Origin of the sequence: Pseudomonas sp. MCal1 (genome assembly GCF_026341415.1) — a bacterium.
Classification (GTDB): Bacteria; Pseudomonadota; Gammaproteobacteria; order Pseudomonadales; family Pseudomonadaceae; genus Aquipseudomonas.
The window spans coordinates 81,852-101,009 of sequence record NZ_JAKUMP010000013.1 but is presented as its reverse complement, the minus strand read 5'-3'; the positions used below and the strand labels follow the sequence as shown (position 1 = coordinate 101,009).

The following is a 19,158-nucleotide window of genomic DNA, read 5'->3' as shown; positions in this document are numbered from 1 at the left end:
ATCTTGTTAGAACTCGTCAGACAGCATCCCCGGCAATAACTTAGTCTATTGACTGATGACAGTTCCGCATACCGGCGTTGTTACCTCAGGACACTGGCTCAAACAACAATAACAAGTCTGCTTAACAACTCGGATTTCTACTGTCGAAACCTGAATGGACGTCTTTTGGGGATATCGTATGGATCTTTCTCTTCGTATCAATCGAAACACCGGCCTCAAGGGACTGACCTTTTGGGGCCAATGGGCGCTGGCACAGAGTTTCATTGTTTCACTGTTGTTCTTTCTGGCTGAACAGCACACCGGAACCGTCGAGTTCTATTACCGGATGTGCACGATCCTCGCGGTACTGGCGTCGGTTCCGGCCTATACATTCAGCGGCGCGTATCGAAAACGAGACAACTATCTGACCGGGCTGGGACGGCTGTTCATGGGTTGGTTCATGACCATGGCCGGGTTGGCGTTCATCGCCTTCATCTGCAAGGCCGATGCACTGTTCTCCCGTCAGGTCATCCTTGAATGGGCGGTGTACGGTTTCCTTGGCCAGGCACTGCTTTACGCACCGCTGCATGCGTTCTCGAAGTTCTACCAGCGTTCGCGCAAAAGCGAACACAAGACCTTGATCGTCGGCACCGGCGAACTGGCTCTGGGCCTGGCGAAGAAGTTGAGCCAGCACGAAAACCTGCCGCTGGTCGGCCTGGTCAGCAACGGCGATACCCCTGGCCTGGAAGCGGATGCCCCACGCGTCGTCGGCGCTCAGGACGAACTGCTCGAACTGATCCAGGCTCACGACATCCGCCGCTTGTACATCACATTGCCGCTGTCGGAAGCCGCCAAAATCGAAGCGATGTATGTCGACCTGCTGGATGCCAACGTGGACGTGGTCTGGGTGCCGGACCTGAACAGCCTGACGCTGCTCAACCATTCGGTGAAAGTCGTGGACGGTCTGCCGGCGATCTACCTCAACGAAAGCCCGCTGACCAGTCGCCCGACCGCTGCGCTGAGCAAGAGCCTGGTGGAAAAAGCCGTCGCCCTGTTGGCCATCATTCTGTTGAGCCCGGTGCTGCTGGCCGTGGCGTTGGCGGTGAAGCTCACCTCGCCGGGCCCGGTGTTTTTCAAGCAGGATCGCCACGGCTGGAACGGCAAGGTGATCAAGGTCTGGAAATTCCGCTCGATGCGCGTGCACGATGACCGTGAAGTCAAACAGGCCAGCCGCAACGATTCGCGCATCACTCCGGTCGGTCGCTTCATCCGTCGCACGTCACTGGACGAGCTGCCGCAACTGTTCAACGTGCTGCAAGGCCACATGGCACTGGTCGGCCCACGTCCGCATGCCGTGGCGCACAACAACTACTACTCGGGCAAAATCCTCGCCTACATGGCCCGTCACCGAATCAAACCGGGCATCACTGGTCTGGCGCAGATCAGCGGTTGCCGGGGTGAGACAGATACCCTCGACAAGATGGAAAAGCGCGTCGAGATCGATCTGAAGTACATCAACAACTGGTCGCTGTGGCTGGATGTGAAGATCCTGGTGAAGACGCCGTTCACCCTGTTGTCGAAGGATATTTACTGAGACGCAGGGCTTGAGAAGGCAACACCGCAAGGGGACGAGAGTCCCCTTTTTTGTGGGCGGGATTTGGGGGTTGGTCGTGGCTGTATCAAGATTCCCCTTCACCACAAACAAAAACGGGAGCCCACAGGCTCCCGCTTTAACTCCCCGCTCCCCCGAACCTACTCGGTAATCTTCCCGAAGTTGCGGTAGAACATGTCCCCTTCCCGACTGTCCGTCATCGAATGCAGCTGGAAGCTGCGGTTGAGCCGCGCACCACCGTCACGGGTCAGCGGTGCCCACACCAGGTTGGCGCGGCGCATGGTCGACATGCTCATCATTTCGTCGAACGGGATCGACAGGTACAGCCCCTTGTCGAAACTACCCTCGCCATACTCGGCGCTGCCAGCAGTGGTGATGGTCGCCCAGGCGCCAAAGCGCACGCCGTTGAAGAACTCGCGGGAGATATCCACCGTGCCGCCAAAGTCGCCGGCCAGATAACGCCCGACGCTGACGGCCGCCAGCGTGTCGAACGGCAGATCGGTGTAGCCGGTGATATGGCCGGTCCAGACCGAGTAATCACGCAGGCCGAAACCCTGATCGAACTCACGCTGACGCACGTAGTTCAGGTCCGCGCCGATCGACCAGCGCTTGCCGGTCGGACGAAACAGCACCTCGCCCCCGACCCCGGCGAACATCGACTCCAGATAACCGCCGTAGACCATGCCGTACAGATCCTTGTCCAGTTGCTCGGCGTGGCTGACCTGGAACAGCGGCATGGTGGTGTCCGACGTGGTCAGGTACTGACGCAAGTCGGTGCGCACACGGGGCAGGCCGCTGGGTGCGTCGTATTTGAACTTGTCGAAGTTGTTGATCAGGTTCTGACTGAGCAAACCGTTCCACCAGGTGTTGCGGTTGAAGCGGTACTCGGCGTCCAGATCCGCTGTGAACTGATAGAGCAAGCCATCGGGGCCGCCGACGTTCTGTTTGAAGCCCAGGCCGACGCCGTAATTGAAGTGCTGCGGCGCTTCGCTGTAGAGGGTTTTCTCGTTGCGCGGCATCGCCGGGTTGATCTCGGTGGTGCGGTGCAGCGATTCCAGCGGCTCTTCGTTGTTGATCACTTCGCGGAACGTCTGCCGGGGCACGCTGGTTTCTTCCAGCGGCAGGTCGTAGCGCTTGTTGACCACGGTGAACCAGTCGATGTCGTCGTTGACGCTGTTGTCGAGAATCCGGCTCGCGCGGCCGACGGCCTTGGGCGAATGGAAATAACGCTGCTGCTCGCCGTAGACGATCAGTTCGGAATCGCGCTGGGTGATGCGCTCGACCTTGTAGCCGGCGTTCTGCTGCAAGCGGCGCGACACGTCGGCCCAGTTGACCTCCTCCATCGTCGTACTCGGGGCCTTCGCCGGCAGCGGTTCGGCCGGTGGGTCGAAGGTTTTGGCCGGGGCCTTGCGACTGACGAAATTGGTGTGGAACGTGATGCCGAACATCGCCGTGTTACCCCGCTCCCAGGCCGCGCTCACATCGACGGAATCGGTCACCTTGAACACCGCGCCAAGGTTGATCGGCGAGTCCTGCTTGATGATGTTGTCCTTGGGCTCGTGCTTGTAGTCGTTGCCATCGTATTCGAGTTTCAGGCTGAGGCGATCCCAGGGCGTCTGGTAACTCACGCCGCCGAAAAACCCAGGTTTGCCGCGAAAGTACGACCCGGCGTTGACGTCACCGGTGCCTTCCAGGTCTGGTCTGGTTTTGAAGCGATCACTGGCCCAACCCAGCGGGTTGTCGAAATCGCCGCGATTACCGATGTAACCCCAGGCGATGCCGGCGCTGAAATCGAAATTGTCATAGCGTTTGTTGGCGACGAAGAATTCACTGGCAAACAAACCGGTACCACCGATGTCTCGAAAGCCCAGCGCCACTTCCGGCGCCCAGTGGCTTTCCTGCCACAGCCGGACCTTGGCGTCGACCGCCTTGTCCTTATAGCTCTGGCTGCCGCTCAGCGCTTCGGAACCGTACGGACGGTTGGTGATGGCGGTGTAGCGAAACGAACCTTCCAGCCAGTCGAGCGGCTGCAACGAAACGCTGTATCGGCTGTACGGTTCGGTGCGGTTGGCGTTGACACTCAACTCACCGGCGGGCGACATGCGCGCGGTCGGGGTCTGCAACAGACCGGCGCCGCCGAAGTCATTCTGGGTAATGCGTGGCTCGGCATGCACCAGGCTACACGGCAGTAACAACACAGCTGCAAAACGCAAATTCAACGAACCACCTCAGCCAACTGCGTGGCAATCAATTCGGCCAACTGCTGATTCAGTTCAGGGACAGGCGGATCCAGATCATCGTTTTTCACCGGCACCAGAATCTTGCTGCCGGCCACGGGCATCTGCCCGCTCTCGCGGTTCCAGTGGGCGATGCCGACCCGCCGCGATTCGCCGTTGGGCTGGATCAGCCACAGGTAATCGGCATCGGCGTCGGCCTCCAGCAACGTGCAGCCCTGCAGATATTCGCGGGCCTCCTGCAACGGCTGATAAGGCAGGCGGCACGGCTCGGCGACGGCGCCCAGCACTTCGACTTCATCGACCCGTTTCGGGTAGATCAGTTGATCGCCATCGTCGAGACGGATGTTGCGGGCGAAGCCGACTTCCACCGCCACCGGATCGAGATCGGCGATCTGCCGTCCGGTCACTGGCATCTGTCGGACCTGCTCGGTCAGGCGCTGGGCCAGCGCCGCACGACTCGGCTTGTCAAACAGCATCGCCATTCGATGCAACACATCCAGATCGAACAGCACGCCGACCTTGAGTCGCGTCTGTTCTTCGAGCAGCGACTGACGCAACAGAACGCCCGCCAGCCAGTAGCCTTCGGCGTTCGGTACGGCCTCGCCGATCACATCGCGCAAACGCCCGCCCGCCGGCAATTCGATCGGGCCCGGGTTGGCGACATCACCGCTGACGATGACCGCTGCCTCGCTGATCCCGGTGAGCAACATCAAGCACGCCGAAAGCGCTCTGAGCCGCTTCACGGGACATGCCTGCGGTCAGGGGTCAGTTGCACGATCCTGACCCGCAACTGCGAGGTCAGTTGCTGTTCACTCTGCACAATGAAGCCGTCCACCGGATCGACCCAGTAACGATTGGTCGCGCGCAGGCCGATGGCCGGCGCATCAATCTGCTCGTCGACACGCAGCACGGTGTATTGCTTGTCGAGAATCTCGAGGGTTTCCAGGGACTTTCGGGAGAAGCGGCTGTTGAGGATGATCCCGACTTCCTGGCCCTTGTAGAGGTCGATCCAGCGGCGGCTGGTGTAGCCGTCGGTGATCTGGTGCAGACCCCGTTTGAACGGCGAGTCATCGGACAGGCGCGTGCCGTCCAGATCGCCCTCCACGCCCAGGCCGATGCTGCGCATCGCCAGGCCGTCGCGCATCAGCAGCACCTGCTTGCCGGAGGCGACCCAGAACTGCAGATCCTCGCGCTCACGCACCAGCGCCAGCACCCCGGAACCGGACGGCGTGGTCAGTTTGAGCTGGGGATACTTGACCCCGGCCACCTGCTGCGCCGACACATCGAGTTCATCCGGTCCGATGACCGACGCCTTGAGGTTGTTCAACGAAGCGCTCATCAACGGATTGCAGCCACTCAATAAGACGGCCGCCATCAGGCACACGCCCACTTTCAACGTTTTCACAGTCGGCGGCCTTATTTGCTGTTGTTACTGTATTCGCTCCAGTTCTTCGCAGCGGAAGCCCCCGTCCCGACAATCGATGCCGACGGCACCAACTGGCTGATCAGGCGATTCCAGCGAGTCACGTTGGCAGGCCCGACATAGACCACGTCCTGAGGCCGGACTTCGAAGTGCGAAGCGAGCGCCATGGCGGTCGGCGATTCGGCTTCCAGCTGGTAGATTTTCGCCGGCTCCACGTCGAGGTTTTCCACCCCGCGAATCACATACACGGCGTTGCCGTTGGAGGTGGTCTGGCTCAAGCCGCCGACCGACCCGAGCACGTCGGACAGGTTCATGGTGGCGGTCTTGAAACTCAGCGCACGGGGCTGGTTGACCTCGCCCATCACGTAGATGCGCTTGTTGTCGTTGTACGGCAGATACAGCTGATCGCCTCCCTTGAGGTAGACGTTCTGCAATTCGGAATCCTGCTGATTGAGGGCGTCGAGATTGAGCGGATAGACCCGCCCGTTGCGCGTCAGCATCAGCCCGGACAAATCGGCATTGTTGGTATCGACACCGGCTGAACCAAGGGCTTCGACCACGCTCAGCGGGTTGGTCGAAATCGCCTGGGGGCCGGCCTTGGTCACGGCGCCCGAGACCACGACTTTCTGGCTGGCGAAACGCAGCACCGCGACATCCACTTGCGGCTCGGCAATGAACGCCGAGAGACGTTGCTCGATGTCCGAACGCAGTTGCTGGATGGTTTTGCCCGCGGCCTGGACTTCCTTGATGTACGGGTAATACAACGTGCCGTCGGAGCGCACCAGACGGCCGTTGGCATCGATCTGCTGTTGCGCACCCGAAGGGGCGGTCAGCTCGGGATGATCCCAGACCGTGATGTACAGCACATCATTGCTGCCGATGCGATATTCGGCCGGGGTCGCCAACAACTCCGCCGGCACCGACTCCCGCTTGTGCGTGGCGCGGTTCATGGCGATGAGCTTGGGGGTGATCTGAATGAGCTCGACCCGGCTGCTTTCGCTGGCGCCCTGGCGCGTGATGCTACTGGTGCTCAGGTACTGGCCGGGGGAGAACATGCAACCTTGCAAAGCGATACTTGCCAACAATAAAAGAGAAAAACGACGGTTCATAATGGCACTACGCTATTCAAGGGCGAATCCAAAACAAAGTCACCCGACTTTCGTCGGGCGACCTTGTACTGCACCAACAGATACTTCAGTTAGTTGTGCGTGCCGGTTGTACCCGTGGTACCGGTGGTACCCGTTGTACCGCCGTTGGCACTTCCACCACTGTTGGACGCCGCTACAGCACTGGCGACCATGGCAGTACTGGCAGCAGGCGCTGTAGAAGCCGCGACACTGCCAGATACATTGGTCACTGCTGTAAGCGGCGCTTCAGCTGCGGATGCCCAGTTGCTCAACATCGTCAACAGGGCAATCGCCATCACTTTTTTCATATCAACTCCTTTCTAACATCGCACCTGAACATCGGGTGTTCGTTAGAGGTGGTAGAGTTCAAGTCGCAAAAAGCGCGAACAAGATCCGTTGTTCTTTCACAGTCTTACCCAACTGATAAAAGTCGAACGGCAGGTTTATATCTACGGACTTGTAATAGGCATTGCCAGTCTAATTTCCCGACGATATCTAACAACCTGACTGAAACTAACATTGCACTAAAACGCCATCATCCCTGATAACCCCGGGGATGATTCGATTGCCAGCGCCACGTGTCGGTGACCATGTCCTGCAAGTTGCGGGTGGCTTTCCAGCCGAGTTCCTTCGCCGCCTTGGAGGCGTCGGCCCAGCTCTCGGCAATATCCCCGGAACGCCGTGGCATCACCCGGAACGGCACTGGCTGCCCGCACGCCTTCTCAAACGCCCGCAGCACCTGCAACACGCTGTAGCCGTCGCCGGTGCCGAGGTTCCAGGTATGAATGCCGGTGCGGTCGGCGATGGTTTGCAGGGCTTTCAAGTGCCCGTCCGCCAGATCCACCACATGGATGTAATCGCGCACGCCGGTGCCGTCGACCGTCGGGTAATCGTCGCCGAAGATCGACAATTCCTTCAGGCTGCCGACCGCCACCTGGCTGATGTAAGGCACCAGATTGTTGGGGATGCCGTTGGGATCTTCGCCCATCTGCCCGCTGTGATGTGCGCCAATCGGGTTGAAGTAGCGCAGCAGCGCGATGCTCCAGCGCGGTTCGGACTGGCACAGGTCGCGCAGCACGTTCTCGACGATCAGCTTGGACTGGCCGTAGGGATTGGTCGGAGTGCCGGTCGGGAAATCCTCGCGGATCGGCATCTGCGCCGGCTCGCCGTAGACCGTGGCGGACGAGCTGAACACCAGCCGGAACACCCCCGCCGCTGCCATCGCCTGGCACAGCGTGATACTGCCGCTGACGTTGGTTTCGTAGTATTCGAGCGGCTTGCGCACGCTCTCGCCCACGGCCTTGAGCCCGGCGAAATGCAGCACGGCATCGATGGCGTGCTGCTGGAAAATCCGGTCCAGCAGGGCCCGGTCACAGACATCCCCGCGAATCATCAGCGCACTTTTGCCGCAAATGGCTTCCACCGCGTGCAATGCCGCGTCGCTGCTGTTGCAAAGATTATCCAGAACTACAACTTCGTAACCTGCTTCAAGTAGTGCAAGTGTGGTGTGCGAGCCGATATAGCCGGCGCCACCCGTTACCAGAATCTTCATAGCGCGGTCCATAGTGGGAAAAGTGCCAACTCGCGTGTCAAGCCCTGTTTGTTTAATGTGTGCCTTGATTCACACAAACAGGGCGACAACAACCAGAAACAAAAACAGTTCAATCACTGGCTATAAATATTTTTACAAGCCAAACTGTATTGCCTGGTACTTATTAGCACTCCCGCGCATTCATCACTATCAACGGATGCCGACTAAAAATAACCAATAACTGTCAAACCGACATCTCATAACATTGTCGTGTTTTACACTCATTGCTATTTGCCACCTCTCTCCCGAGTCAGGTATTAAAGTACAGCTTCAATAACTTGCAACTTTTCGTTATTGCAATAAACGATGGCAGTGCGCCATGAATGACCAGGAAACTTTTATGATCCGTAAATGTTTGTTCCCCGCTGCCGGTTATGGCACGCGTTTCTTGCCGGCCACCAAAGCCATGCCCAAGGAAATGCTGCCGATCGTCAACAAGCCGTTGATCGAATACGCCGTGGAAGAAGCACGGGACGCCGGCCTGCAACACATGGCCATCGTCACCGGCCGGGGCAAGCGCGCACTGGAAGACCACTTCGACATCAGCTATGAACTCGAACACCAAATTCGCGGCACCGAGAAAGAGAAATTCCTGGCTGGCACTCGCGAGCTGATCGACACCTGCACGTTCTCCTACACCCGTCAGGTGGAAATGAAAGGTCTGGGCCACGCGATTCTCAGCGGTCGCCCGTTGATCGGTGACGAGCCCTTCGCCGTGGTGCTGGCGGACGACCTGTGCCTGAACCTCGAAGGCGACGGCGTTCTCACCCAGATGATCGAGCTGTACAGGAAATTCCGCTGCTCGATCGTCGCCATCCAGGAAGTCCCGCGCGACCAGACTCACAAGTACGGCGTGATCGCCGGTGAGGCGATTTCCGACGGTATTTACCGGGTCAACCACATGGTGGAAAAACCGGCACCGCAAGACGCACCGTCGAACCTGGCGATCATCGGCCGTTACATCCTGACGCCGGACATCTTCGACTTGATCGCCGACACCCAGCCGGGCAAGGGCGGCGAAATCCAGATCACCGACGCCCTGATGAAACAGGCGCAGAACGGTTGCGTGCTGGCCTACAAGTTCAAGGGCCTGCGCTTCGACTGCGGCGACGCCGAGGGTTACCTGCAGGCGACCAACTTCTGCTACGAGAACGTTTACCTGAAGGGCCGCTGAGCGGCCCCCATTGATCCATCGCGGCACGCACATCCAACGAGGCAACCATGAACATTGCACAACATTCCGCAGAGATTGAACGTGAGGTGGACAACCTTGGGGTGATGAGCTGGTTATCCCGCCATCAGCCATTGCCCAGCGCCAATGGACCGTGGCTGGGCACTCTGCTGCTGGTCGATCGCATCGGCGTGTTTCCCTCCTCCGGGGACATTCGCCGACCGATGCGCGATCCCTGGCCCCTGCTCGCCCACCTGAAACGGATCTACAGCGAACAGGCGCTGGAGGTCGATGACCGCGACGGCCTGAAAGTGATTTTCAGCGACTGGCGTTTTCGCGTGCGGATCTGCTGCAACGACCCGGCGATCATCGTCAACGTGGAAACCCGTTGCGTGACGCAGTTGATGCCGCAGAAAACCGAAGAGCTGCTGAGTCATCTGGATCTGTTCGACAACTGACGGCTATTTCGAAGTCTCGCCACAGTTGTCCTGTGGCGAGACTTTTTGCTGTCCGCCCACGACCCAACGATAGAAGTAATCGGCAATCACCCGCCCGCCGGTGGCCGGCAGCGGATGAATCTTGTCGGGCCCGATCATGGCCGCCGCGTAGCGTTTGACGTCGGTGCCGAACGCGCATTGCAGATTGGCATAACCCAGGTGCTGCGCACGGGCCCAGGGCTCGATGACCTGCGCATACGCCGACATCGGATAGGCGCTGGAGCGGGTGGTGTCCTGACGCAGGATCAGGTTGATGCTCGCCGCCGGTTGAATCTCGCGGAGCATGCCGACCAGACCCTGAACATTGTGCAGATACTGCTCGGGCTTCACGCCAAAACCCTGATCGTTGCCACCGAGCATGATCAGGTAAATGTCTGCGGGAATCTTCGAGACCACGGCTTTCCACTGCGCCTGCCAGCGAGCATCGTCGTGGTAGAAATCAGCGGACGCCGCGCCGGACGCGGCCAGTTTCGATACCCGAACTCCGTTCTGATCGTTGCTCAGCCACAGGCCGAACAAGGTCGGCGCGCCCTTCAGCACTTCCAGTCTGAAAGCCCAATCGGTGACGGCCGATGTGCCGGTCAGCGGGACTTCCTGAACGCCCTCGCCTGCGAGTTTCAACGGTTGCCAGTCAGCGGAAGGTGACCAGCGATAACGCAGCTCACTGGGCTCACCGTTGCCGAGGTAAAGCAGTTTGGCCTGAGTGACGGCGGTGTTGATGGCGGGCGTCGGGCTGGCCTCGACTTGCAGCCAGGCGCCGGGCCGACCAGTCAGGGTGCGGCTGTCGGGGCTGGCCTGGCCAAGGCCGGAGACCTGCCAGTCGCCGCCGAAATACTTCTCGCTGCTGCGGGTGTACTTGAAATGCGTGCCGCCCAGCGCTGCGCCGTGGTTGAAGCCGACATAACCCGGCCCGGCAAACCCGACCTCCCCGGCCACGCGTTGCACCAGTCTGTTCAGGTAGAAATCCTGCCCGGCGCTGTAGCTGTCGCCGATCACCGAGATCGACAACACCTTGCCGGCCTTGCCTTCACGCCACTGGCCAAACCGCTGGCGAGCGTCGCCGACTTGCACCACCGACGCCGCTACCGGCGGAACATCATCAACAGCCAGCATGGATCGCTTCCTTCATCGGGTCTGCGCCACCGGGGCAATGGGCGCCGGCGGTTTCTTTTTCGTCGCGGCACGCTCGCCAAGAAACAGCACGGAGGTGAAGTTGAACCGGCTGAAAATCATCGACAACACCACCGGCCCGAGCAAGCCACACATCACGCCGCAGAACACCAGCACGCTTTCGTCTTTCACACCGAGGCGGCCAAGGATCGAGCGCGAAGTAGCGGCGAACAACACATGAAACAGGAAAATCGCGTAGGAATAACCGCCGAGCCAGGTCAGCGCCTTCGAGCGCATGTCACTCGACAGCAACGCAATGCACGACACGCAGCCCACGGTCAGGCCGATCAGGCTGCGGCGGTCGACGATCAGCTCGCGGTCCACCGCCGCCACGTACAGCAGCGTCAACGAAATCAGCACAAACACCAGCGGACCGATCACCTTGAACGTTTGCTTCAGCTCGCTGACTTTCTCCTGGCCGATCATGCCCGCCACGAAGAACGGCAGCAGATAAATCGCCCCGTTGATGCCAAACGCGTCCAGCGCAAACGGCGGCAACAGGAACACCGCCGCCGCAAACGCGAACAACAGGTACAGACGCGTCGGCGTGCGCAGCAAACCGCGCCATTCCAGCAGGCCGACAAACATGAAAATGATGAACACCGCCTGCAGGAACCAGAAGTGGTTGATCGGCACATAGAACGACAACAGCGCATCCATCACGCTGACGTCCTTGTTCACGCCCGGCCCCACCGCCTGCAGCACCGAGAACGGCACCCCGACGCAAAACAGCGGCACGATCAGGCGCCGCACCTTGCCGCTGAAGAATGCCGAAAAGTCATTGTTGCGAATCTTGTAGATGGAGTAGATGTAGCCGGAGATGAAGGTGAACAGCGGCATGCGCACGTACACCATCGAATCGGCGATCACCCGGAACGGCGAGCCGATGTCGATTTTCAAACCACCGCCCAACGGCCCGATCACGTGATAGAGCACCAGCAACAGGCACGCCAGGCCACGCAGGGTTTCGATCTCCAGGGACTTTTTCTTGCTCGACATAAAGCACCCGCCTCAATTCAGAATTCTTGATTCAACCTTCACCGGTTTGTTCGCCCGCAGCATCAATCCCAGGCCCACGAACAACACCGGCACCACCATCGAAAAGTGCCGGGCGAACGAGCCGAAGTCCGGCTCGAACAAGCCTTGAACCAACAGGAACGCCAGCGGAATCGCGATCAGTTCCTTGGGTTTGGTCTGGATCGGCGCGCCCTTGTAATCGGTCGAGGTGATGACTTTGAACAGCAGCAGCGCAGTCATGATCATCAACGCCACGAAGATCACCTGACCCGGCCCGGACAGCAGGATCAGCTCAACGGGGAACGATAACCGGAAGAAAATAATCATCGAGTCCAGGGCCTGCGAGACGAAGTCGCTGCCACTGAGCCATGAGACGATCAGCGATTTGGAACCCTCCTCGCCCGCCGTGCGCAATTCGTTGTTGCTGGCGCGAATCGACGACACCGGAAAGCCCAGCGCCAGCTGGATCGCCATCGCAACCGCCAGGTAGAACAGGAACAGCATCAGGAAGAAGGTCGTGCGCGACACATACTTCTTCATCACGCAGACGCCGACCCAGGACAGCGAAAACAGAATCCAGTACGGCCGGATCAGCACGCCGTAGATCGCCGCCGAGAGGAAAAATCCGCCGCGATATTTGCGCGTCAGCGAGCTGAACAGAATGCTCAGCACCGCCACCGACACGATGATTTCCTTGGTCAGGTTTTCCAGGAAAAACGAACGGACGACACCCCACAGGCACAGGGTGCCGAAGATGGCCAACGGCATGCGCCGGAACACCACCACGGGAATGGCCGTGAGGAAAAAGTTGCAGAACATTCCGTAGGCCCAGGCGTTGGTCAGGTTGATTCCGGTGGGCCGCAGCAGGAATGCCGAACACTCGTAGGACGAGCGATCCGGCGAGAACGGGTTCCAGAAATTGCAGTTGTCGGCCCGGGCGTAGGACGACCACAGGGTCATCGCGTCCGGGCCCGGATCGCGGGGAATCAGCAGCGGCATGGCCACCGACAGAAACAGCCCGGTGAACAGGATCAGGAACGACAGCGACGAATCGAGACGGCGGCCGCGAAACTCGATGCACGGCAGTTTCAGGCCCATGACACGACAGCCTTTTTTGCGCGCGTGGCGCGGGTCAGCAGGGCAATCACGCCGAGCTGCACGATGATCGCGAAAACGTTGCCCCAGGCCGCGCCGTAAATCGAATAGTGCTTGATCAGCAGGTAACTGACCGGCACTGAAACCAATAGACAAATGGCCGCGCTGGCGAGGGAGACCCGACTGTTTTTCGACGCAATCAACCCGCCCCAGACGATGTCGCCAATGGCACGCAGGGCGAAGGAAAAAATCAGCACGCCGAGGATGCCGTTGTCCGGACGCGGAACGCTGGTGGCGACGTAATCAAGCACCACGTTGAAAAACAGATAAATGCCCACCGCGACCGCCGCCGACACCGCCAGCGAGCGCGCGACCCATTTGTTCACGAACAACTGCCTGACCGTGAACGGTTGCTGATCGGCCTGATAACGCTTGGCGAGCAGCGGAATGCCGACCACCGCTACCACCGCGTAAGACAACGCCTGCAAGGTGTTGGCCGCCGACCACGCGTACACATATTTACCGAGGCTGGCGTAGGGTTCGAGGTCGATGATCAGAAAGCGCTCGGCGTACTGACTCAGCGCGATAAGGCCAGTGCCGAGGTAAAACGGCAACCCGGCTTTCCACACGGCCGCCGTCGCCAGCGTCCCCTCCTCCCGGCCGTGATGGACCTTCACCACGATCAGGTAACCGGCGACGATCACCAGCACGTTGGCGATGACCCACAGCCACAATACGCTGGCGATTCCGGACACCCAGCCGAGCGCCATTCCACCCACAGCCAGCAGCGCCCAGAGCCCGGTCTTGATGAAAAACAGCAGCGCACCCGCCGTGGCTTTCTGCGCGGAAAACACGAACGAGTTGATCTCGAACGACAGGTGTTCGGTGAGCAGTACCAGCGTCACGCAGGCGATCAGCGCGGTCGTCGCTTCCAGCGACTGGAACAGCGAATAGATCACCACCGTCAGCACCGACAACGCCAGGCCCACGGCCAGGTACAGCAACAGCACCTTGTCCACGACCCGGCGCGAACTGCCGCCCACGCTGATCAGCCGGTTGATTTCGGAACTGAAACCGACGCTGTAGAACTTCGACGCGATCAACGAAGCCGCGACCACCACGCCGTAAAAACCCAGCGCCTCGTAACCGAGGTAATGGGTGATGGCGAGCACCAGCAAGAACTTCGCGCCCAGTGCCCCGCCCCGCAGCAACAGCCGGAATATCATCGAATGACGCCCTTGATGATGTCGTCCATGGCCACGGTTTTCGCCTCGATCTCGCGGCAGGTGTCGGTCAGGCGTTTGCCGAAATTCGACAGTGCGTCAGGCGCGTAAACCGTGTCGATGATGGTGTCGACATTGATGTCCCCGCCATTGATGACCCAGTCCTCGACGCCCATGTCCTGATAGGCACCGAAGCCTTTGCGTTCATAGCTGATGTGATACGCCGGCACGCCCGAGAGCAGCGATTCGATTGCGCCGTGCAGGCGTACGGAAATCACCAGGTCCGGCTGGTATTTGGCCAGCGTCGCCTTCAGCGGCAACAGGTCTTCGCTGATACCCAGTTCGCGATAAAACGCGCCGTCATCGTTACCCCGCACAGCGCTCTGTACGGCGCAGACCACTTTGCTTTTGTTCTTCAAACGCTGCAGCAGCACCTTCAGGTTGGCCACGTAGGCGAGCTTCTTTTCCTTGCTCCACGCCGGCGGTTTGCGCAGCACTACGCACACCGTCGCCGGTGTAGAGGCGCAGCGGGTGAACTTGGGTTGCTGAAGAATCTTGCCGGCCAGCGCCTGCACCGCGAGATCCGGAGCGCGGTAGACATTTTCACAGGCATCGAACAGCGCCGAGGAGCGGTTATCGCGCACGAACACTGCATCGGCGCTGGCGTAGTGGCCGACGATCTTGTCGCTGTCGCCGTGGAACGGCCCGATGCTTTGCGGCAGGTACACCGAAGGCACTTTGCTGAGGATCGCGGTTTCCAGTTGCTTGGCGTGGCCGAGTTTCAGCTTGATGTGTTCGAAGGCACTTTTCGAGCGCATGTAGCCGCCACCGACGCCGACGATCAGATCGGTTTTCTTCAACAGATCCGCCAACCCGGCGTACGACTGATTGAGGAATACCGCCTGCTTGACCCGGCCCAGGCCCTTGGCTGCCATGACCGGCGCGTCAAAACGCGGGTGCGGCAGGTATTTGAAGGAATCCGGATCGGAAGCCACGACGCTGATCGCGGTGTCTTCGCCAAAGTTGCGCTGCACCAGCGCAATGGCCAGATCGACCAGCAGACCATCGCCGGAATTGGAGGCACTGTAGCCATGCAAAATCGTTACGTTCATGAGCGGAGTTCTACTTAATAAGAGGGAGCGGAATACACGTCGTAGGTCTGACGGATCATCAACGCGGCGCTGAAGCGCTCGCGGACGATGCGTCGACCTTCGATGCCGAGGGCCGACAATGCAGGCTTCTGGATTTGCTTCAGCCGATCGGCCAGCGCCTGGTGATCCCCGGCGGGGAACACGTAACCGGACACGCCATGGGTGACCAGTTCGGGCAACGACGTGCAGTCGCTGGCGATCACCGGCAGGCCCAGCGCCATGCCTTCCAGCGGCACCATGGCAAAGCCTTCCCAGCGACTCGGGACGATCAGCGCATCGGCTTTCTGATACAGCGCGTGCACCTCGGTTGGCGTCACCCAAGGCAGATATTCCACGCCATCCAGCGGCGGACACTCGACGACGTCCTCGTTCACCGCACTGCCCACCACCGTCAGTTTCAGGTCGCTGCGCTGTGCTTCGGTGTAGGCCTTGAGCAACACGTCGAAGCCTTTCTGATAGTCGAGGCGGCCGACAAACAGCAGATGAATCGGTGCCGGATCGTTGACCTTGCGTTCGTCATTCTTGTGATCGATGCCGTTGTAGATCAGCGTCATGCGCTTGCGCTCGATGCCAAATTTCGCGGCCTTGTCCAGCTCGAACTGGCTGACGCAGATGATCCTGTCCGTGACCTTCTGCAGCACTCGCTCGATCCACGCATAGACTTTCTGCTTGATCGGCGAGCTTTCCATCAGGAACGAAAACGCATGGGGGCAGTAGACGATTTTCGGCTTGCGCCAGGGTCGCAGAAGCACGCACACGCAACGCCCGATCACCCCGGAAAAAGTGCTGTGCAAATGCACGACATCGGGTTTTTCCTTGAGCAGGACCCGCGCCAGTTGCCAGGCAAAACGCAGCAGCGACGGCACATTCCGCCCGCTGCGGGCGAAGGTGCGGATCTGCTGTTCATCGATGCCGTGCAGCTCTTTTTTCTGGTCGAGCGGGACCAGGTACACCAGCTCATAGCGCCCGTCTTCCGGCGCCGCCGAAATCGTGCGGATGACCGTCGCCACCCCGCCTTTGATCGTTTCCGCCACGTGCAGTATTTTTTTCACAACCCACCCACTTTCATGCCTGTAAGGACCATCCCCGAGATTCAGGACTGGTCGGACGCGTATTCGTAGTTGTAATAGCTGCCGTTGCCGTAATAGCTGGCCGCGCGCTTCTCGACGCCGTTGAACACCGCGCCCTTCAACTCGATACCGTTCTGGGCGAAACGCCGGATCGTCATTTCGATTTCCTTGGCCGGGTTTACCCCGAACCGCGCGACGATCAGGCTGATGCCGGCTTCGCGACCGACAATCGCCGCATCGGTCACGGCCAGTAGCGGTGGCGTGTCGATGATCACCACGTCATAACGCTCGCTGAGTTGCGCCAGCAGTTCGCGGAAATTGGCGTGCATCAACAGTTCGGAAGGATTGGGCGGGACCTGGCCACGGCTGATGAAATGCAGGTTGTCGACCTCGACCTTGTTGATCGCCTGATCGAGGGTGCAGCGCTTGACCAGCAGATCCGACAAACCGTTGGTGATCGGTGTGTTCAGCGTCTTGTGCAGATGCCCTTTGCGCATGTCGGCGTCGATCAGCACCACGCGCTGCCCGCTCTGCGCCATGACCGCCGCGAGGTTGGAAGAGACGAAGGTCTTGCCGACCTGCGGGCTCGGCCCGGAAATCATGATGCGGTTGTTGGTCGAATCCAGCGCTGCGAAGTGCAGGCAGGTACGCAGGCTGCGGATCGATTCGATGGACAGGTCCGTCGGGTTGCGCAGGGCCAGCAGATACGCCGGCGTGTCCGCTGCGACTTTGGCCCGGACTTTTTTGCTGTCTTCTTCCTGTTGCAGGGCGCTGTAGGGAATCGAAGCGTAGACCGGCAAGCCGAGCTGCTCGATGCCTTCCGGGCCTTCCAGGCCCTTGCTCAGGGATTTGCGCAACAGCACAAGCGCCACGCCGACGAAGGCACCGAGGAAAGTGGCGATCAACACGATCAGGGCTTTTTTCGGTTTGACCGGGCTGGTCAGGTCGACGTCCGCCGTATCCACCAGACGCACGTTGCCCACGGCACCGGCGCGGATGATGTCCAGCTCCTGGGACTTGTTCAGCAACTGGGTGTAGATCTGCGAGGCGACTTCGACGTCGCGAGTCAGGTTGAGCAGTTCCTGCTGCGTGGCCGGCAGGTCCTGAACCTTGCCTTCCAGGGAACGCTGTTGCTGGGTCAATTCACCGATCTGGGTCATCAGCGCACGGTAGGCCGGGTGCTGTTTGGTGAACTTGCGATCCATCTCTGCCTGCTGCAGTTTCAGCTCGGAAATCCGCGTTTCGAGCGCCACGGACTGGCCCAGCACCGATTGGGTTTCCAGCGAGATGTTCACGGTCTTGCCGTGGGTCTGGTAGGCGTTGAGCGCATCGCTGGCCTTGGCCAGATCGCGTTTGACCTGCGGTAACTGGCTTTGCAGGAAGGCCAGGCTCTGCGCCGCTTCGGCGGAAGTGCGGCGTACGTTCTGATCCACGTACAGCGAGGCGATCTTGTTGAGGATCTTCACCGCTTCGGCGGCATCGCTGCTGGCCAGGGCCAGACGGATGATCCCCGATTCCTTGCCTTGCTCGGAGATGTCCAGCGCGTCCTGATAGCCCTGAATGGTCACGATTCGCGGGTAGCGCACCACTTCGAAACGGGTCCCGGGGTTGGCCAACAGTTGCGCAACCTGCCCTTCCACGCCGTCCTGCGCGAAAGCCTCGCCCGCCACGCCATCGACCAGCAGGTTGTCGTTGTCGTCCAGCAACTGGAAACGATGTTGCTCGCCGGCGATCAAGGTGAGTTTCTTGCCCAGCAATTCCTTGGGCAGATTGAGCTTTGCAAACTCCAGGCGTTCACCGCCCCAGGCGTAGCTGCTCAGGCCGAAACGCGGCGGCGCGACGCTGAGTTCGGTCTCACCGCGATAGCGTCGGGAAAGGAAGCCGCCAATCAGCGGAAAGGTATTGGGGGTGACGTCGATGTCCAGGCGCAAGTCGTCGACCGTCTTGCCGATCACCGCGCGGGATTTGATGATGCCGATTTCGGTCACCGACGGCGATTGCCCGCCGAGCATGCTGTTGAGGTCGGAAAAACCGAGCATGTCGTTCTTCTTCGGTTCGACCTGCACCAGCGCGTTGGCCAGATACACCGGCGTGGCCAAAATCGCATAGGCCACACCGGTCATCATGAATGCGCCGGTGAACGCACCGATCAACCACTTCTGGTCGATCAGGCTGCCGAAGATGCCGAGAAGATCAATACTGTCTTGATCGTTGTCGCGGGTGCCGATTACTGACGGTAACTGCATAAGTCTTTCTTACCATTCACTGAACTGAAGAATATTCATCAACGCGCCAGGCGTTGCGCCCATGAGCTAACAGCATCTTCAATCAATGCATGGGCATGAATAAAAGCGGCTTGCCCCTGGCGATACGGGTCCTGTATTTCTCGTTCGCTCTGCCACTTGCCCAGCAGAAACACTTTGCCCCTGGCGTGAGAGGCAATCTTCAGTACTTGATTAACATGTTGTTTTTCCATCACCAGAATCAGGTCTGATTCATTGACGATGTCCGCTGTCAGTTGCCGCGCCTTGAACCCTTCGGCACTGTGGCCGCGTTCTTCCAGCACCTGGCGCGCGGTCGACTCCATGCCTTCGCCGACCCGCGCAGACAGACCTGCTGAGGTCACGCTGATCGCCGAGGGTGTCAGTGCATTGCGCAACAGAAGCTCCGCTGTCGGACTTCGGCAGATATTGCCTACGCAAACGACAAGAATCTTTTTGAACAAGGTTTACTTTCCCGTGTAATGTCAATCGGCCAACATGCCTTGCACATTCGAATGAACCCGCAAGACCTTC

The 19,158-nt window shown here is 59.7% G+C and carries 17 protein-coding genes; 3 read left to right on the top strand and 14 right to left on the bottom strand.

The annotated features are described in order from the left end of the window. The first annotated feature begins 178 nt into the window (after nt 1–178). A complete protein-coding gene (locus MKZ87_RS21540; RefSeq protein ID WP_085700473.1) occupies nt 179–1,573 on the top strand; it encodes an undecaprenyl-phosphate glucose phosphotransferase in 1,395 nt (464 codons plus the stop codon). A 158-nt stretch (nt 1,574–1,731) separates the two neighbouring features. On the opposite strand, the gene MKZ87_RS21535 is transcribed toward MKZ87_RS21540, so the two are convergent. The 6 genes from MKZ87_RS21535 to galE form a co-directional block, all read right to left on the bottom strand. Then, nucleotides 1,732–3,810: a YjbH domain-containing protein gene (locus MKZ87_RS21535; protein WP_266201941.1), complete on the bottom strand. Its 2,079-nt coding sequence runs from the start codon at nt 3,808–3,810 to the stop codon at nt 1,732–1,734. After that, the gene (locus tag MKZ87_RS21530) at nt 3,807–4,538 is read right to left on the bottom strand and encodes a capsule biosynthesis GfcC family protein (RefSeq protein ID WP_085700475.1); all 732 of its coding nucleotides are present in this window, start codon (nt 4,536–4,538) and stop codon (nt 3,807–3,809) included. The genes MKZ87_RS21535 and MKZ87_RS21530 overlap by 4 nt, the downstream gene beginning before the upstream one ends. A gap of 29 nt (nt 4,539–4,567) precedes the next feature. Continuing rightward, the gene (locus tag MKZ87_RS21525) at nt 4,568–5,233 is read right to left on the bottom strand and encodes a YjbF family lipoprotein (RefSeq protein ID WP_266201940.1); all 666 of its coding nucleotides are present in this window, start codon (nt 5,231–5,233) and stop codon (nt 4,568–4,570) included. 11 nt (nt 5,234–5,244) lie between these two features. Continuing rightward, nucleotides 5,245–6,360, bottom strand: coding sequence for a polysaccharide biosynthesis/export family protein (locus tag MKZ87_RS21520; protein WP_176247771.1), 1,116 nt, complete (start codon nt 6,358–6,360; stop codon nt 5,245–5,247). An 89-nt stretch (nt 6,361–6,449) separates the two neighbouring features. Continuing rightward, nucleotides 6,450–6,686, bottom strand: coding sequence for a hypothetical protein (locus tag MKZ87_RS21515; protein WP_003226528.1), 237 nt, complete (start codon nt 6,684–6,686; stop codon nt 6,450–6,452). 227 nt (nt 6,687–6,913) lie between these two features. After that, nucleotides 6,914–7,930, bottom strand: a complete 1,017-nt coding sequence (gene galE, locus MKZ87_RS21510; protein ID WP_266201939.1) for a UDP-glucose 4-epimerase GalE — start codon at nt 7,928–7,930, stop codon at nt 6,914–6,916. A gap of 379 nt (nt 7,931–8,309) precedes the next feature. Between galE and galU the strand changes: the two genes are divergently transcribed. Continuing rightward, nucleotides 8,310–9,143, top strand: coding sequence for a UTP--glucose-1-phosphate uridylyltransferase GalU (galU, locus tag MKZ87_RS21505; RefSeq protein ID WP_085700479.1), 834 nt, complete (start codon nt 8,310–8,312; stop codon nt 9,141–9,143). 47 nt (nt 9,144–9,190) lie between these two features. Beyond that, nucleotides 9,191–9,598 (top strand): mannose-1-phosphate guanylyltransferase, encoded by a 408-nt coding sequence (locus MKZ87_RS21500; protein WP_085700480.1) that lies wholly within the window; start codon nt 9,191–9,193, stop codon nt 9,596–9,598. 3 nt (nt 9,599–9,601) lie between these two features. On the opposite strand, the gene MKZ87_RS21495 is transcribed toward MKZ87_RS21500, so the two are convergent. From MKZ87_RS21495 to MKZ87_RS21460, 8 genes are read right to left on the bottom strand one after another with little or no spacing between them, the layout of a single operon-like run. Continuing rightward, nucleotides 9,602–10,750: an SGNH/GDSL hydrolase family protein gene (locus tag MKZ87_RS21495; RefSeq protein ID WP_085704590.1), complete on the bottom strand. Its 1,149-nt coding sequence runs from the start codon at nt 10,748–10,750 to the stop codon at nt 9,602–9,604. A 12-nt stretch (nt 10,751–10,762) separates the two neighbouring features. Then, nucleotides 10,763–11,806 carry an acyltransferase family protein gene (locus MKZ87_RS21490; RefSeq protein WP_266201938.1) on the bottom strand — a complete coding sequence of 348 codons (1,044 nt, stop codon included), beginning with the start codon at nt 11,804–11,806 and terminating at the stop codon, nt 10,763–10,765. Between the two features lie 12 nt (nt 11,807–11,818). Further along, nucleotides 11,819–12,922 (bottom strand): hypothetical protein, encoded by a 1,104-nt coding sequence (locus MKZ87_RS21485; RefSeq protein WP_085704586.1) that lies wholly within the window; start codon nt 12,920–12,922, stop codon nt 11,819–11,821. Continuing rightward, the gene (locus tag MKZ87_RS21480; protein ID WP_266201937.1) at nt 12,913–14,145 is read right to left on the bottom strand and encodes a polysaccharide biosynthesis C-terminal domain-containing protein; all 1,233 of its coding nucleotides are present in this window, start codon (nt 14,143–14,145) and stop codon (nt 12,913–12,915) included. Before MKZ87_RS21480 ends, MKZ87_RS21485 begins: the two co-directional genes overlap by 10 nt. Beyond that, nucleotides 14,142–15,254, bottom strand: coding sequence for a polysaccharide pyruvyl transferase family protein (locus MKZ87_RS21475; RefSeq protein WP_266201936.1), 1,113 nt, complete (start codon nt 15,252–15,254; stop codon nt 14,142–14,144). The genes MKZ87_RS21480 and MKZ87_RS21475 overlap by 4 nt, the downstream gene beginning before the upstream one ends. 14 nt (nt 15,255–15,268) lie before the next feature. Further along, nucleotides 15,269–16,345, bottom strand: coding sequence for a glycosyltransferase (locus MKZ87_RS21470; protein WP_227233058.1), 1,077 nt, complete (start codon nt 16,343–16,345; stop codon nt 15,269–15,271). A gap of 41 nt (nt 16,346–16,386) precedes the next feature. Then, entirely contained in the window at nt 16,387–18,609 is a 2,223-nt protein-coding gene (locus MKZ87_RS21465) for a polysaccharide biosynthesis tyrosine autokinase (RefSeq protein ID WP_085700487.1), read from the bottom strand. 38 nt (nt 18,610–18,647) lie between these two features. After that, nucleotides 18,648–19,088: a low molecular weight protein-tyrosine-phosphatase gene (locus MKZ87_RS21460; protein ID WP_011335170.1), complete on the bottom strand. Its 441-nt coding sequence runs from the start codon at nt 19,086–19,088 to the stop codon at nt 18,648–18,650. Between the last annotated feature and the right edge of the window lie 70 nt (nt 19,089–19,158).

What these genes read in the sequence shown, in the direction of transcription:
- MKZ87_RS21485 (WP_085704586.1), bottom strand. Translation starts at nt 12,922, where the DNA reads ATGGGCCTGAAACTGCCGTGCATCGAGTTTCGCGGCCGCCGTCTCGAT.
- galU (WP_085700479.1), top strand. Translation starts at nt 8,310, where the DNA reads ATGATCCGTAAATGTTTGTTCCCCGCTGCCGGTTATGGCACGCGTTTC.
- MKZ87_RS21530 (WP_085700475.1), bottom strand. Translation starts at nt 4,538, where the DNA reads ATGTTGCTCACCGGGATCAGCGAGGCAGCGGTCATCGTCAGCGGTGAT.
- MKZ87_RS21540 (WP_085700473.1), top strand. Translation starts at nt 179, where the DNA reads ATGGATCTTTCTCTTCGTATCAATCGAAACACCGGCCTCAAGGGACTG.
- MKZ87_RS21515 (WP_003226528.1), bottom strand. Translation starts at nt 6,686, where the DNA reads ATGAAAAAAGTGATGGCGATTGCCCTGTTGACGATGTTGAGCAACTGG.
- MKZ87_RS21475 (WP_266201936.1), bottom strand. Translation starts at nt 15,254, where the DNA reads ATGAACGTAACGATTTTGCATGGCTACAGTGCCTCCAATTCCGGCGAT.
- MKZ87_RS21490 (WP_266201938.1), bottom strand. Translation starts at nt 11,806, where the DNA reads ATGTCGAGCAAGAAAAAGTCCCTGGAGATCGAAACCCTGCGTGGCCTG.
- MKZ87_RS21465 (WP_085700487.1), bottom strand. Translation starts at nt 18,609, where the DNA reads ATGCAGTTACCGTCAGTAATCGGCACCCGCGACAACGATCAAGACAGT.
- galE (WP_266201939.1), bottom strand. Translation starts at nt 7,930, where the DNA reads ATGAAGATTCTGGTAACGGGTGGCGCCGGCTATATCGGCTCGCACACC.
- MKZ87_RS21480 (WP_266201937.1), bottom strand. Translation starts at nt 14,145, where the DNA reads ATGATATTCCGGCTGTTGCTGCGGGGCGGGGCACTGGGCGCGAAGTTC.
- MKZ87_RS21495 (WP_085704590.1), bottom strand. Translation starts at nt 10,750, where the DNA reads ATGCTGGCTGTTGATGATGTTCCGCCGGTAGCGGCGTCGGTGGTGCAA.
- MKZ87_RS21500 (WP_085700480.1), top strand. Translation starts at nt 9,191, where the DNA reads ATGAACATTGCACAACATTCCGCAGAGATTGAACGTGAGGTGGACAAC.
- MKZ87_RS21520 (WP_176247771.1), bottom strand. Translation starts at nt 6,360, where the DNA reads ATGAACCGTCGTTTTTCTCTTTTATTGTTGGCAAGTATCGCTTTGCAA.